General features: G+C 45.4%; 12 protein-coding genes and 1 pseudogene. 3 read left to right on the top strand and 10 right to left on the bottom strand.

Annotated elements, in window-relative coordinates:
• The 10 genes and pseudogenes from MD535_RS03650 to MD535_RS03605 form a co-directional block, all read right to left on the bottom strand.
• A pseudogene (locus tag MD535_RS03650) lies at positions 1 to 474 on the bottom strand (Ig-like domain-containing protein); the annotation flags it as partial.
• Positions 475 to 1,503: 1,029 nt separating this feature from the next.
• On the bottom strand, positions 1,504 to 2,259 hold the full coding sequence (gene btuD / locus MD535_RS03645; RefSeq protein ID WP_265673564.1) for a vitamin B12 ABC transporter ATP-binding protein BtuD: 756 nt from the start codon (positions 2,257 to 2,259) through the stop codon (positions 1,504 to 1,506).
• The gene (gene btuC, locus MD535_RS03640; RefSeq protein ID WP_265673563.1) at positions 2,243 to 3,241 is read right to left on the bottom strand and encodes a vitamin B12 ABC transporter permease BtuC; all 999 of its coding nucleotides are present in this window, start codon (positions 3,239 to 3,241) and stop codon (positions 2,243 to 2,245) included. Before btuC ends, btuD begins: the two co-directional genes overlap by 17 nt.
• A gap of 44 nt (positions 3,242 to 3,285) precedes the next feature.
• Entirely contained in the window at positions 3,286 to 4,314 is a 1,029-nt protein-coding gene (locus MD535_RS03635) for a succinylglutamate desuccinylase (RefSeq protein ID WP_265673562.1), read from the bottom strand.
• Positions 4,315 to 4,515: 201 nt separating this feature from the next.
• Positions 4,516 to 6,312 (bottom strand): M3 family oligoendopeptidase, encoded by a 1,797-nt coding sequence (locus MD535_RS03630; RefSeq protein WP_265673561.1) that lies wholly within the window; start codon positions 6,310 to 6,312, stop codon positions 4,516 to 4,518.
• Complete coding sequence (locus tag MD535_RS03625) at positions 6,275 to 6,922, bottom strand: histidine phosphatase family protein (protein ID WP_265673560.1); 648 nt, start codon at positions 6,920 to 6,922, stop codon at positions 6,275 to 6,277. The genes MD535_RS03630 and MD535_RS03625 overlap by 38 nt, the downstream gene beginning before the upstream one ends.
• Positions 6,923 to 6,945: 23 nt before the next feature.
• Positions 6,946 to 7,560, bottom strand: a complete 615-nt coding sequence (gene cobU, locus MD535_RS03620; RefSeq protein WP_265673559.1) for a bifunctional adenosylcobinamide kinase/adenosylcobinamide-phosphate guanylyltransferase — start codon at positions 7,558 to 7,560, stop codon at positions 6,946 to 6,948.
• A 12-nt stretch (positions 7,561 to 7,572) separates the two neighbouring features.
• Positions 7,573 to 8,400, bottom strand: coding sequence for an adenosylcobinamide-GDP ribazoletransferase (locus MD535_RS03615; RefSeq protein WP_265673558.1), 828 nt, complete (start codon positions 8,398 to 8,400; stop codon positions 7,573 to 7,575).
• On the bottom strand, positions 8,397 to 9,425 hold the full coding sequence (cobT, locus tag MD535_RS03610) for a nicotinate-nucleotide--dimethylbenzimidazole phosphoribosyltransferase (RefSeq protein ID WP_265673557.1): 1,029 nt from the start codon (positions 9,423 to 9,425) through the stop codon (positions 8,397 to 8,399). Before cobT ends, MD535_RS03615 begins: the two co-directional genes overlap by 4 nt.
• Before the next feature lie 215 nt (positions 9,426 to 9,640).
• Complete coding sequence (locus tag MD535_RS03605; protein WP_265673556.1) at positions 9,641 to 9,925, bottom strand: hypothetical protein; 285 nt, start codon at positions 9,923 to 9,925, stop codon at positions 9,641 to 9,643.
• A gap of 399 nt (positions 9,926 to 10,324) precedes the next feature.
• Here MD535_RS03605 and MD535_RS03600 point away from each other — a divergent pair, with 399 nt between their 5' ends.
• The 3 genes from MD535_RS03600 (at position 10,325) to MD535_RS03590 (ending at position 13,543) form a co-directional block, all read left to right on the top strand.
• Positions 10,325 to 11,209 carry a sigma-70 family RNA polymerase sigma factor gene (locus MD535_RS03600; RefSeq protein WP_265673555.1) on the top strand — a complete coding sequence of 295 codons (885 nt, stop codon included), beginning with the start codon at positions 10,325 to 10,327 and terminating at the stop codon, positions 11,207 to 11,209.
• 119 nt (positions 11,210 to 11,328) lie between these two features.
• Entirely contained in the window at positions 11,329 to 12,012 is a 684-nt protein-coding gene (locus tag MD535_RS03595; protein WP_265673554.1) for a Rossmann-fold NAD(P)-binding domain-containing protein, read from the top strand.
• Positions 12,013 to 12,172: 160 nt separating this feature from the next.
• Positions 12,173 to 13,543 (top strand): L-cystine transporter, encoded by a 1,371-nt coding sequence (locus tag MD535_RS03590; protein WP_265673553.1) that lies wholly within the window; start codon positions 12,173 to 12,175, stop codon positions 13,541 to 13,543.
• Positions 13,544 to 13,603: the final 60 nt, after the last annotated feature.

Below are 13,603 nucleotides of genomic sequence, written 5' to 3'. Positions count from 1 at the left end.
TGCCATCGCTACCAACTGCTGAGTTTGACCTTTCGCTATATTTACCAACGAAGGCGTGACGGTAATATCAGTAATCACCGCTGCACTCACATTAACAGTCACTGTATTGCTGGTAATCCCGTCCTTAAAGACATAAACAGTCACCGGACCAGGTATATCCCCTCCAGTTAATATGCCTCTGGTATCAAAATATCCCACATTCTGATCACTGGTAAACCAATCACTTACACTTAAATCCGTTAATGTGTGAGATGAACCATCAGAATAGTACCCAACAGCCTCGAAATATTGCTTATTACCTGCCGCAAGCGTCAGCTCACTCACGCCTCGCGTTGTTGGTAATGAAGCTGTAATATCTATCCGTTCTAGTTTTATTGTTGACTCAGAGAATTCACCTCCTGAATCGCAGCCTGCTAATAGCACCGATAGAGGTAACACTATTAGTACTAATAACACTTTAAGAACTTTATCCATAAAAAACACTGCCTACTATTAAAACTAAAGATGGTAATTTACTGCCAAAACAACTTCTTAAGCTCGCCATTCTGCTACTTTGTCATCAACTATGGGGTTAGGTCAGGCTCGTCTTTCCTTTACCGATCAACTCGCTTGACATTACACAAACAATCAAAGCTGACGCTACCAACCGATATTTAAAATGCTATCCTTGTTGAGTAAAAATCGCTCACGAATACCAGTTAAAACAGAATTATAATCAGTAGAAGTAAATGGCTAACTTAACGTCAGATAACACATATTCAATTCAACCTGTAAAATACGCTTTGAGAACGAGCCCTTATCTGCATTCATTTACATAAAATCATTTATAACGCGAAACCCTCCCTACTCCAACGTCAATAAATATATAATCAATTCAACTCCTTAGTTAAACATAATATTAACTCTGACATAAAAATCCGCCACTGCCAAAACAGCCGATTAATTAACGTTTGATTGACAGCTAACGATAAGTCATTCGCCCTTCTCCAAATAATATAGAAATATTAATACCACCACTCAAAATAGCTTATATATCCTCCATGCCAATTGGTGAAATAATGAATATTATTTTGAGAGGCTGATCCCGTTACGGATAAAAAATCACAAATATATCCTCTCATTACCATCTCAAAGTTCCAGTTGAAAATAAAATGGAAAAGAAATATTGATACTACATGGTAAAAGAGTTTACAAAAAAACATTTGACCGCTAAATTTCCAAATAGATAAATCAGGTGAGAGATAATTTCAACAGAATCTGTTCGGTAACGAAGATAAACCTTCAGGTAATAGTAACTTAACCAAAATAGGAATCAGTCATCGAAAAAGTAAAAATAGGTATTGTACTCACTGTAACTAGATTCCAGCCAGAGTAGGCGTAAGAAATGACACCTTCGAGCTAAGCACCTCTGGAACGCTGTCCTGAATTAGACAAAAAATCGTTGGGAGGCTAAGTTTGACCTATATAAGCCACGCATAACGTAGAAAATATCTCGTCACCACATCACTCATCAAAAAGTAAATAATCCCGTTGATTAATCGTAACTCGCTGCACTCGGGTTGAATAAACGTCACTCACGTTCTCTTCCGTCAATACACTGCGGCTATCGCCTTGCTGTACCAACACGCCGTTGTTGAGCATAACGACGTGATCAGCTCGCTTTAGCGTCACGTTCAGATCGTGGTTGGCGACGACGACCGCGGTACCCTGTTGGGTAATCCGCGCGATCATTTCGTGCAGATATTTTTCTTGGCCTACATCAAGCGGTGCTGAAGGTTCATCAAGGATCAGTAGCTTGGCAAAGGGGTTGATGGGCTTCCAAATCTGTAAACAACACGCCGCTAACCTCACTCGTTGCCATTCACCGCCAGACAAGTGATGAACGGTTCGAGTTAGCATTGACGTTAAGTTTAACAACTGAGTGATCTCTTCTACCGCTGCGTTGATCGCAGCACTTGAGGTGGCACAACTTGGAATGGAGAGCGACAAATATTGATAAACCGGCATATTAAAAGCCGGACGTGACGATTGATTTAAATAGGCTCGTAGTAAGGATAAATCTGCCAATGATAACGTCGCCATTGAGACATCATCGATTACGGCCTCTCCTTCTGCACTGAGTACGCCCGCTAATGCTGATAAAAAGGTGCTTTTACCACTGCCATTAGGGCCAATGACGTGCGTGACTTTACCTTGAGGAATCCTCACCGATAACGGTAATAAACGCGTGCCCACCGCTAAATTATGAACCTGTATCATGACTCTTTACCAACATCCAAATAAACACAGGCGCACCAATAGTCGTCGTCATCACGCCAACGGGAAGTTCAGCAGAATCAAGCACAGTGCGAGCTAATATGTCTGAAACCACTAATAACGCCGCACCGGATACCGCAGACAGCGGCAAGAGATAACGGTTCTCCGTCCCGAAAGCCAGCCGAAGCAGATGAGGGATAACAAGACCAACAAAGCTGATCACTCCTCCTAACGCCACCGAACCACCCACCAAAAGTGAGACGGCAAGAATGAGTTGCCAGCGAATTCGGTGTACATCAACACCCAGTTGCTGCGCATGGACTTCGCCCACCATAAGTTTATCAAGCACTGACCCTTTTGAGCATAACCATACTGCGACCGGAATCATAATCAGTGTCAGGCTGTGCTGATACCAACTGACACCCCCTACGCTGCCCATCAGCCAGTACATTAACTGACGAATACTTAAGTCATCACTAAAATAAAAAGCCCATGTCACGACAGCACTCGATAAAATGCCCAGTGCAACCCCAACCAATAACAGGCGAGTGGTCGTTAAACGCATGGCGCGCGCCATGCCCACCAGAAGCAACGTAAAACATAACGCCCCTCCCACCCCGGCCAACATGAACGCTAAGGGGGTTGCAGCCACTGGTAATAGAAACAGCACCAAAACCATGCCTAGGCTAGCGCCACCGGAAATACCCAGTACACCGGGCTCAGCAAGCACGTTACCCAGCAGCACTTGCAAAGCGGCACCAGAAAGTGCCAACGCAGCACCAATAGCCGCAGCAGCAAGTAAACGGGGCATCCTTAAGTCATACAGTAACCGTGACTCTAGTGCACTATTAGGAGAAAAGGGATTAATTAAGATTTCACCCACTGAAAGGTGAAGAAAAGCACAACCTAGCAAGACGCTACTCATAGCAATAATTAAATTGCGCCAGCGTCTCTGGTTTCTATTCAGTAACTGATTGAATTTCATAAGAGGAGAATAACAGTGGCGCTAAAATACGCCACTATTTTTTGTTAATCGTAGATGAGTTGGTCATCCTCGTAGCGAATCGCGACTTTAACGACCATTAATGCTGCGCGCTGACCAATTTCAACATTGCGGTTAGGAAACACAATCGCTTCGTTGTCATTCTTTGCCATCAAAGGCTTATCGCCATCATGACCAAATACTTCGCCATGTTTGAATTCAGTGAAGTTAGCAACTTGTTCATCAAACAAAAAATCAAAATCTTCTTGATGGCGAACAATGGTTCTAGAGACGCGATACATGACAGGTGGCTTAGCGATATGTTCTGCAGTCTCGTTCGATAAGAGATCCCTTGTCGCGATATCAAACGCGAGCAACTTATCCAGATCATTCTCACCAATTTTGGCTACGCGCCCTAACTCCATCGTGAGTGCCTGAGCGGCAAAATTTTCAGCGGAGTACCAACTGAATGTACTCGATGGTGAGTTAGATAGTAGCGTCGCATCAATGTGCGCACTGGCCACGTAATCAAACAAAGCTTGGCTGCGAACTGGGTGGCGCGTTTTCGGACTTACCACAAACGAATAATGGGCGGAGTCTCGTATTGCGCAATGCAAATCCAAATGCCAGCGTTGTGATTCAAGCGTACCTTGATAAAACGCCGTCACCTGTGACTTCAAATGCTTGGCAATCGCCACTTCGCGGTTCATTGGATGCGAACGTTCATCAAACAATCGATTTAAGTTTTCATCAATGTAACGAGTGTGTTTATTCGTAGACTCGGGGTGAGCGATAATAAACAGGCACCTCGATCTCAAAGTAAGAAAACCGGATTCGATGTCTTCCACCATCTTATCGACGAGCTCCATCGGCGCTGTCTCGTCGCCATGGATACCACAAGAGATGATGATATGTTTCGTGTCCTGATTGACCGAACACGGTGTCACTTCCAACATTCCACGGTGAGTAAGATCCATTTTGATACCGGCATCGGTCACCATGGATTTCGCTTGAAACTCAATCTGGGTTTCTAACGTATCTTTAAGAAATGATTGGCGAAAAAACGATTTCGTCATGCGCTGCTCCCTATCTGACAGCGGTATGGTAATGAATCAGCGCGTAAATTTATACGGAGATGATCGCGTTTATCGAAGTAAATCGCGTTTAGAGAGACGAAATACCTCGATTTGAACATAAATCGTCCCAATAAATGCAACTAATTGAGTTAATTAGCCGCACTTTGATTCAATACCACACACGGTAAAACAGTTGACCAGTTATGAAATGGCGTCCAACAACGCCTCAAATTGATCCACCTTCTGCTCTAGTCTTGCCATACTCTCTTGCCAAAATTCAGGCTGTGTCAAGTCACGCCCCATGTGTTGCGATACGACGTCTTCCGCTAAAAATGATCCCGTGTCTCGAAGTAATGACACATAATCGGAATAAAACGCCTCCCCTTTAACCGAGCGTTGTGCGTACACCCCTAAACTAAACAAGTAGCCAAACAGGTACGGATAATTATAAAAGCTTAGTTCAGAGATGCTGAAATGAAGTTTACTCGCCCAAAAATAGGAGTCTTGCCCTTCCATTGAATCTCCGTACCAAACCTGCCATGTATCAGACATCAATTGGCATAGTTGCTCAGCATCGAGTTCATTGTGCTGACGCGCCTCATAAAACGCTTTTTCAAACTCATAGCGAACCGGGATGTTAATGGTCAATGCATAAGCCGACGATAACTCTTCCCATAGCATTTCAAGTTTTTGTTCAGGGCTTGCCGCATGGCTCAGTAGGTAGTCACGAACAATATTTTCAGCAAAAATAGACGCCGTCTCCGCCAAAGTCATTGGGTAACGGGTTCGGCAAAGTGGTAAGTCTCTCATCACCCAGTTATGGAAGGCATGGCCTAACTCATGAGCCAAGGTCAACAAATCGGAACGACTGCCGCCCCAAGTCATGAATACCAGGGGCGTGCGCGTTGCCGCCAATTTAGTACAGTACGCACCCAAACGACGATTTTCTGATGGCTCGGCATCAATCCAACCATTATCAACCATGGTTTGAACAAATTCAGCCATCGCGGGTTCTACGGTTGAGAAAGCGGCTTTAATGACATCGATCGCCTCATCAAAGGTGTACACCTGTGGCTCGGAGCCTCCTAGTGGCGGCATAGCCGCAAGATGGTTCCAAGGCGTCATCTTATCTTGGCCATGAATTTTGGCCATTAAGCGACCAGCACGCTGACCAATATGCTTATTCGATTGCGCAACCGACATCATTGCATCGAGCGTGCCACGCTGAATACGATTCTCTCGTAAACTGGAATCTAAAAAATGCTCCGTTTGCTGCAACGAGCGCTTCTTCGCCTCCGACAAGCGCCATCCTGCCAGTGCATTCAAGATCGCCGCAAAAGAATGAGAATGCTGCGCCATCGCGGCCTGAATGCCCTTCCATGCGGCTTCTTGCTTGGCAAATTCACTGCCATAAAGAAGACTGGCCGCTTGAGAAAAACCCATCGTCTCTTGCTCATCACCGCACTGTATCGTGATTTGTAGTGCGCCAGTAATATTGTCGTAAAGTCTTCCCCATGCGTCTCTGCCATCAACTTGCATCGCCGACAATAGCTGCTCTTGTTCAATACTTAACTGCGTTTGCGCGTTACGTTGTAATAGCTCTATCTGGAAACCTTGTCCCGCAACACAAGGATCCGCATGCTCCAACACTTGCTCAATAAACACGACGTCAGCTAACGCGAGCGTATTTTCGTAGGGAGTAAACGCCTGCTCTAGCTGAGAGCTCAATTGGGCAATGCGTCCAATGAGTTGCTTCGCCTGAGTGTTCATAGCATTGGTGGAAGCCGCACACGTCGCAAGCGTATTGACCGTTGCCAGCAGCGTACTTGCCGCAGCCTGAGTTTGTATTGCGTTTTGCATCGCAATCACTTGCGAACGCTCGTCTTGATAACTTTCAAGTAGCTCAATCGAGCGTTGAATTAATACGATATCTTGCTCTATTTTTGGATCATCTAATCCACTATAGGCAATCGTCAGATCCCAAATAGCTTTCGTCATCGTTCGGTCCTTTTATCGGCGTACCGATCGCTTTGATCAATACGTGCTCTGGAAATTTAGGGTTAATTTGAATATGTGTCAGTGAGCCGTTTTGAATAGATAACGTCGAGTACCATTTGGCATTCGTCCAATCGAGCTCTAATAGGTGGGCGAGAATCATTCTAATCACCCCGCCATGCGTCACCACCAAGGTATTTTGTTTTTGCGTGGCAAGTGATGCCCAGTAACGGACAACACGTGTGTGAAAGTCATTGAGTGACTCAGCATTCGGCAGTGAGGTTTGAGAAGGGTTTACCCAAAATGGTTCGAGCGTTTGCCACTCTTGTGTCGACATGGTATCAAAGGGGACACCATCAAGATCACCAAAGTGCATTTCGCTAAGATCGCGCGCCACGCGTAACGGTAAGGCTTGTTGGTGTGCGACTTGCTCGGCAACGGCGTGACAACGGAGCAACGGTGAAGTCATCACCTGCTTTAAGTCTAGGGATAAGGCGCTCAAGTTCGCCGCAATACGAGCGTTCTCTTCACACGATACTGAAATATCCGTATGGCCATAAAGCGCGGCCTTGCCGGTCACTTTTCCATGCCTCAATAGATAAATATCAATCATTGTATTATGCCTACCGTACTCAGTCACTCTATCGATTTTAGTATCAAGGGTAAACCAGCGGCCACCAACACTACTTGCTGCGCAATGCGTGCCAACGCTTGATTCATCCTGCCTGCATTATCGACAAACAAACGAGACACCTCTCCCATCGGCACCACTCCCATCCCCACTTCGTTTGAAACCAAAATAATGTGAGCAGAGCTCTGCTGCAGAGCCATCGCTAACGCTTCAATTTCTTGCTCTAAAGAATGATTGCTGCATGATTGCCCTTGATAATAAATCACATTATTTAACCAAAGCGTCAGGCAATCAATCAGTACCACATCACCCTCATCAAATCGCTTAAGTAGCGAGGCAAGATCACACGGGCATTCCCATTCGGTCCAGCCTTCCCCTCGCTGCCTCTTATGATGCTCGATTCGGCTGATCATTTCATCATCGAGAGCTTCCGAGGTCGCAACGTAATGCATGGTGTGTGATGTTGAAACCAGTGCTTCTGAAACAACCGCTTCTGAAACAAGCGCACCTGAAACGATAGATTGAGATGCGACAGACGATGACGCAAGTTCTCTTACTCGGTTTTCCGCAAAGCCAGATTTTCCTGAGCGCGCGCCGCCTAAAATGAGCTCTATTGGCATAATAATTACCGCCTATTGTCCTAAATACATCAGCAACGCGAGATAAATCAGCAGCTCCATCATTTGCTGCGCTGCACCTAAACAATCACCGGTATAACCACCAATTCTACGTAGTAGCCAATGACGAAATAGGACATGAAATAAGAGCGCGAGCACAATGACCATTACAGTGAAATCAATGCCAATGAATAACGCAGGTAACACACCGCAGCACGCTAAGAAAAGTAACTCGCCGGGACGTTGTGTATTGGCAAGGGGCTTACTTTTACTCCCTTCCGGATCAGACACATAAGGCATGGTTGAAATAAATGACGCCGCCACGGCACGGCTAGTGGTATAGCCAACGATCCACACAGCGACCATTGAGGTAATTGCCGTTAATTCCACTAACGTCACGTATTTAACAAGCAGCCCCATCATCAAAGTTGCCGCCCCATAGGTTCCTAGGCGACTGTCCTTCATTATGGTTAAGCGTTTATCGAGTGTCATCCCGCCACCAATGCCATCCGCCATATCCGCGAGCCCGTCTTCATGGAACGCCCCCGTTAGAAGCAAACTTACCACCATGGTCATCACAATTGAAACCGACGAAGGCAACCCCATATTAAACAGTTGGTACACTGCCGCACAAATCCCCCCTAACAACAGACCAACCAGCGCAAAATAGCGCCCAGAGCGATTCATCCGCTCCGTGGAATAAGGCGTTGAAGCGGGAATAGGAAGACGAGAGAAAAAACTCAGAGCCAAGCAAAATAGTTGCCACTGAACCCTTAGCCACGAGGAACGAGGAGCTTTTGCGTCATCTCCCTCGAGGTTCTCTACGCCCCTTTTATCACTCACACCGTCACTCCGGCACTTTCAAAGCTGGCCATGTGATTATAGAACTCAACCGCGCACGCCAGTAGTGGGTAAGCCAACGCCGCGCCCGTTCCCTCACCTAATCGCAGTGATAAATCCAATAACGGACGCGCTTGCATGCGCTCTAACACCAGTTTATGAGCCCCTTCATCGGAACGATGAGAGAAGATCATATAATCACGAGTTTCTGGCACCATTTTAGTGGCCACCAATGCAGCCACAGAGACAATAAAGCCATCAACCAAAACTGGAATCTTGTGCTCGGCCGCACTAATGAAGGCCCCCACCATATGAACAATCTCATGGCCGCCAACTTCACTTAATACTTCCATGACGGACTTGTCGGCGCATCGCTCGATACCAAGCTGCACCAAGTCACGCTTTCTCGACAGTTGTTGTAAAGTAATACCGGTACCAAAACCAACGCTCTGCTCCACTGGCACATGGGCAATGCTCGACAATAAGGCCGAAGCCGAACTCGTATTACCAATACCCATTTCGCCAAAGATCAACAGTTCACATCCTGCCTCCACTTTGCGAGTGACAATTTCACTACCACTCGATAACCCTTGCGCCACGTGTTCCATCGACATGGCCGCTTGAACAGAAAAGTCATGGGTACTGGCGGCAACACGACTCACAATCAAGTCTTGAGAATCACTTTCAACTGCGGCCTCCATTCCGCAGTCCACCACTGAAAATGCGAGATGATTCGTTCGACAAAAACAGTTAATCGCGGCGCCACCGGCCAAAAAGTTAAGTACCATTTGCTGTGTGACGGAACTGGGCGCGATACTCACCCCTTGGTTAGCAATGCCATGATCCCCAGCAAACACAATCACAGACGGAGCGTCAATGGAGATGGACGGTGCTAACTTACCGGTTCGATTGCTTTGGATCTGAGCAAGCTGAAATGCCACGTTTTCTAGCGCACCGAGTGCACCGAGTGGCTTGGTTTTTTGATCAATTCGATGTTGTATTTGCGCGTCAAACTGTTTATCTAACATAGATCCATTCTTGTTATCGATATGAGGGGGATCAGTTTCGCTATCTCACTGAAGGCTAAAGCGAAACGACAATATTTTTGTGGCTGACAGTGTACTGGTTCAAACTAGGTAAACCAAGGCGAATAGATAAGTTTCTATTAACAAAAAGTCCTCGGTGAGCGAGGACTTTATTGACAACAAAATGTGGCTGAGGCACTAAAATTCGACGTGAGAAGTCAGCTTGGCTGCTGCAGTTCACTAAAAAGCAGCGCGAGACTTTCTTGTGACACTTTAGAAGATTCCATATGACAAGAACCGCAACCATCCGTTGCCCCAGAACATACTTGCCTCATCATAATTTGGTCGAGGTTTCTAATTCCCGCTTTACTCTCTGCTTCAATCGATTTGAAGATATGACAACGATCCGCATTTGGCGCATCAACCAATCCTACGATTGAAACACCTTGTGACTTTGCCAATACAAGGAGCTCTTCCAATTTTTGTTGAAGTTGTTCGTTCATTTATCTGTCTACCTCTAACACCAATATCAATAACGAGCACATTTTGACTAAAGTCTAATGCAGTTTAACCATGTCACAACCTTGTCTTCATGAAATCGTATCCATGTCATGTTTTTTTGTTTGAATTTGCTCGTTAGACCGAGTGTTTGCTCGTTATCTTTCAAACAGAGATTGCAAACCAACATGAACGAGCAAAAGTGATAATAACATAAAAATCAATAAGCTATATATCGACATCGCCCCAATTAATTCACTATGTGAATTTTTTGTTTTGATGAATATTTAATTGTAATTTGTTTTATCTTTATTGTAACGTAAGGGTACAGCGTACAGTGAATGCACCATAAACCAAATATTAGCAGTATTCATATAATAATAAGCAGTAAGAAAGGATTCTCTATGGGAAAAGACGCTAAGGAAAGCCAGACAACAACACGAAGTGACGATGGGTTCAACATCGGTACCAGTTATTTCAAAGAAGTCTCTCATCACGACTTACTCAGCGCTGAAGATGAGCGCCATATCGCCCGAAAAGCTCGCGCAGGCGATGCCCTCTCCCGACAAAATTTGATCAATGCCAATCTACGCTTAGTCATCAGAACGGCGAAGCGCTATACCGGCCGAGGCGTGGATTTTTATGATCTCATCAATGAAGGCAACATCGGCTTAATCCAAGCTGTAGACAAATTTGACCCAGAACTTGGGTTTCGCTTTTCTACTTACGCGGTGTGGTGGATTCAACAATCCATCGACCGTGCGATTATGAATCAAGGGCGTACAATTCGCGTGCCTGTCCACGTGACTAAGCAAATCCGAGAATGCAGCAAAGCAGAACGAGAATTGCGAAAAGAAGGCAAACACGAACCCACATCATCAGACATTGCTACGCGTACCGGACGTTCTCCTGAAGACGTCAGCAAGCTGCTTAAGTTATCGGAACAATCCCTCTCTCTCGACAATGGCTGGGATGACGATGGCGAAAGCAAAGACCACTTCCAAACTATTGATGACGACGACGTATTTGAGCTGCCAGAACGCGACATTGTTAACCAAGATCTCAATAAAGCTTTACTTGGCTTAGTCGACAGTTTACCGGAGAAGCAACGCGTCATTCTTTATCATCGCTTTGGTCTAATTGATGACACCCCTAAAACACTAGAAGAAGTGGGTGAAATCGTTGGTGTCACACGAGAACGAGTGCGACAAATACAAAAAGGGGCGATGGATATCCTAAAAGAAAAGCTCCATCGCCAAAACCTGACTAAAGAAGAAGTGGTCGAGTAGCCCGCTTAGGTCGATTTAACCGAATTAACTGATTATTTCGAGCTAATTTAGCTTTAATCACAGCATGATAACGAAATGTTCTCTATAGTCCCTGATAGTTTTTATCTAGGGACTTTTTTATGGCTCAACATTTCAACGTAATGATTGCGGGCGCATCAGGCTTGGTCGGTAGCAACCTATTAACCCTACTTGAACAGACTTCTCATATACAGTCCGTTTACGCCCTTTGCCGTTCACCAATCGAAACCCATTCCGATAAGATCACAATACTTTTAGATGGTGCCCTTCGCATCACCGACTCTGATGGGCTTAACCCACCACCAACATTAGGGTTTATTTGCCTAGGCACTACCGTAAAACAAGCAGGAAGCAAAGCCGCCTTAGAAAAAATTGATTATGAATTGGTGTGTGATGTCGCCCAAACCATGAAAATGGTGGGTATTACACACATTGCCGTCGTGTCTAGCCTCGGCGCATCACCACGTTCACTCTCCCATTACCTTAAATGTAAAGGTCGCGTAGAAAAACGAATCAATAGCATGGGCTTTCAACGAGTTGTCTTTGTTAGACCTGGTCCGCTCGCCGGAAGAAAAAAAGACATCCGACCTGACGAAAGCGCTGTACAAAGTTTATTCAAAGTCATTAATCCACTCATGGTGGGTCCTTTAAGAAAGTTCGCTCCAATCTCGGCAGAGTCTGTGGCAAAGGCCATGCTTTACAGTTTGATAAACCAAGACGAGTCCCAATGTACGGTCTATGATTCTGCCAACATGCGTGACATGCTCGCAAAATATAATCGTTAAATGTGATTATCTCTTTTTGATATAACGATTCGCTCTAACTAATGACGTTTATTTATTGTTAACGATTACACTAGATCGGTAACTTAGCGCGTTCGAATCCTGAAACCCTATATATAAAAGGGTTTTATAAAAGCTAAAATATAGATAAAGGACGCTTATTATGTCAGTCGCTGTTATCGCCTCACTCGCGGTATTTTTGGGCATACTTTTTTTCTTGTATGGACAACAACAAAAAGAGAACACACTTTCACGCTTAGTATTATTTGGTCTTGTATTGGGTAGTGCCTTCGGTTTAGCCCTTCAACTGGTATTTGGTGAAGGCAACGACGCGATTCCTGCCACGCTAGAATGGGTGAATGTCGTCGGCCGCGGCTATGTCGGCTTACTAAAAATGGTGATTATGCCATTAGTGCTAGTCTCCATGATTGCAGCCGTAGTGAAGCTTGAAAAAGGCGGTTCACTGGGCAAAATAAGCGGCTTAACGATCTCTGTCCTACTGATTACTACCGCAATTTCTGCCGTGGTTGGTATTGCGGTCACTCAAGTGTTTGGCTTAAGCGCTGAAGGGTTAACAGAAGGTGCTCGTGAAACCGCACGTATCGCGGTGTTAGAAAACAGAATCGACCGTGTCACCGATCTCAGCATTCCTCAAATGCTCGTCAGCTTTATTCCAACCAATCCATTTGCTGACCTTACCGGTTCTCGCTCTACTTCTATCATTGCGGTCGTCATCTTTGGTGTTCTTACTGGTATTGCCGCTCGCAAAGTCATGGCAGAGAAAGAAGAACTCGAGTCTCCTATCCGCACGTTTGTTGAAGCGACTCAATCGGTTGTTATGCGACTGGTCAAAATGATTATGGCGCTGACGCCCTACGGTATCGCAGCCCTAATGGCTAAGGTTGTGGCGACATCCAACGCCGGCGATATCTTGAGCTTACTTGGGTTTATCGTTGCTTCTTATGTTGCGATTCTACTCATGTTTGTGGTTCACGGTGTATTGGTTTCACTGGTTGGCGTTAGCCCAAAGGAATACTTCCAAAAAATCTGGCCAGTGCTTACGTTTGCGTTCTCATCTCGTAGCTCTGCGGCCACTATTCCACTTAATGTTGAAGCGCAAGTAACTAAACTCAACGTACCGCCAGCCATTGCTAACCTTTCGGCTTCATTTGGTGCCACTATTGGTCAAAATGGCTGTGCGGGTATTTATCCAGCGATGCTAGCTGTAATGGTTGCGCCAACGGTCGGTATTGACCCAATGGACATCAACTTCATTTTGTCACTGATTGCTATTATTACCGTTAGTTCATTTGGTATCGCTGGTGTCGGTGGTGGTGCAACGTTCGCTGCATTGATTGTGCTTCCTGCAATGGGTTTACCAGTGACCATTGCCGCGCTATTGATTTCTATCGAACCACTTATCGATATGGCTCGTACGGCGCTAAATGTATCTGGCGCGATGACGGCAGGCACAATTACCAGCCGTATTCTCAAAAGAAAAGAAGCGAAAGCGTTAAAACAGGCCAACGCTTAGTTTATCCCTGATTAAGCGGTGCTCATGCACCGCTTAAATCTTTCAATCGTCGTCATTGAT

The organism is Vibrio qingdaonensis, assembly GCF_026191675.1.
Taxonomy (GTDB): domain Bacteria; phylum Pseudomonadota; class Gammaproteobacteria; order Enterobacterales; family Vibrionaceae; genus Vibrio; species Vibrio qingdaonensis.
Note: the sequence above shows the minus strand (reverse complement) of the source record. Positions and strands in the feature narration are given on the sequence as shown.

Excerpts from the sequence above, each read along its gene's own strand:
- btuC (WP_265673563.1), bottom strand. The coding sequence starts at position 3,241 with ATGAAATTCAATCAGTTACTGAATAGAAACCAGAGACGCTGGCGCAAT.
- cobT (WP_265673557.1), bottom strand. The coding sequence starts at position 9,425 with ATGTTAGATAAACAGTTTGACGCGCAAATACAACATCGAATTGATCAA.
- btuD (WP_265673564.1), bottom strand. The coding sequence starts at position 2,259 with ATGATACAGGTTCATAATTTAGCGGTGGGCACGCGTTTATTACCGTTA.
- MD535_RS03635 (WP_265673562.1), bottom strand. The coding sequence starts at position 4,314 with ATGACGAAATCGTTTTTTCGCCAATCATTTCTTAAAGATACGTTAGAA.
- MD535_RS03625 (WP_265673560.1), bottom strand. The coding sequence starts at position 6,922 with ATGATTGATATTTATCTATTGAGGCATGGAAAAGTGACCGGCAAGGCC.
- MD535_RS03595 (WP_265673554.1), top strand. The coding sequence starts at position 11,329 with ATGGCTCAACATTTCAACGTAATGATTGCGGGCGCATCAGGCTTGGTC.
- MD535_RS03605 (WP_265673556.1), bottom strand. The coding sequence starts at position 9,925 with ATGAACGAACAACTTCAACAAAAATTGGAAGAGCTCCTTGTATTGGCA.
- cobU (WP_265673559.1), bottom strand. The coding sequence starts at position 7,560 with ATGCCAATAGAGCTCATTTTAGGCGGCGCGCGCTCAGGAAAATCTGGC.
- MD535_RS03630 (WP_265673561.1), bottom strand. The coding sequence starts at position 6,312 with ATGACGAAAGCTATTTGGGATCTGACGATTGCCTATAGTGGATTAGAT.
- MD535_RS03590 (WP_265673553.1), top strand. The coding sequence starts at position 12,173 with ATGTCAGTCGCTGTTATCGCCTCACTCGCGGTATTTTTGGGCATACTT.
- MD535_RS03600 (WP_265673555.1), top strand. The coding sequence starts at position 10,325 with ATGGGAAAAGACGCTAAGGAAAGCCAGACAACAACACGAAGTGACGAT.